Source organism: Snodgrassella sp. CFCC 13594 (genome assembly GCF_001590725.1).
Lineage (GTDB): Bacteria > Pseudomonadota > Gammaproteobacteria > Burkholderiales > Neisseriaceae > Snodgrassella.
This window is the reverse complement of sequence record NZ_LQXR01000078.1, coordinates 1-604: the sequence shown is the minus strand read 5'-3', so window position 1 is coordinate 604 and position 604 is coordinate 1. Positions and strand designations below refer to the sequence as shown.

Here is a 604-nt window from a genome sequence, read left to right as displayed (position 1 = left end):
TCGTGGGCAGCCATACAACATTACAGCCGTGTTGCCAGATGATGCCGCGCGTGAGTATATCGACCTTGCATGCGAGCTGGGGGCAAATGATGGCTGAGAAATTTGAAATCAAAGGCTTGGATGGTCTGGTAAAAAAACTGGAAGCCTTGCCTGAAGAGCTGCAAAAGAAAATTGGTAAATCAGCCACAGGGCGCATGGCCGCGATTATTCGGGATGAAGCCAAGGAGCGATGCTATCAAGCACCTAAGGCTTACTATGCTGGTCCCAAAGGGCATAGGGAGTTGGTAGACCCAGGCCACGTCGGCGACAACATCATCATGAAACGGGTGGACGATAATAAAGGCAGCTTAATATCCGAGCATGTGGTGACGGTTTCCAATTCATTGAAAGGCCCGCATGGTGCCAAGAACATAGGTGTGTTTTTGGAGTATGGCGTCAACATGGATCAGAAACACCCCTTTATGCGCCCAGCCGTGGATAGCAAGAAAGCCGAGGCCATCAAGGCTGCCGAGACCATCATCAAAGACGGGTTGAGAGAAGCATGGACAAAGTAACCGCATTTTATCAGGCCATATCTGCCTTGGCTGGTGGCCGTGTGTTTAGC

Annotated in this window: 1 protein-coding gene; it reads left to right on the top strand. The window is 50.7% G+C overall.

The features are described 5' to 3' along the window. Positions 1-554 (top strand): HK97-gp10 family putative phage morphogenesis protein (locus tag A2F46_RS11795; protein WP_156471657.1); only part of this gene is annotated, 554 nt, incomplete at its 5' end. Positions 555-604 lie beyond the last annotated feature (50 nt).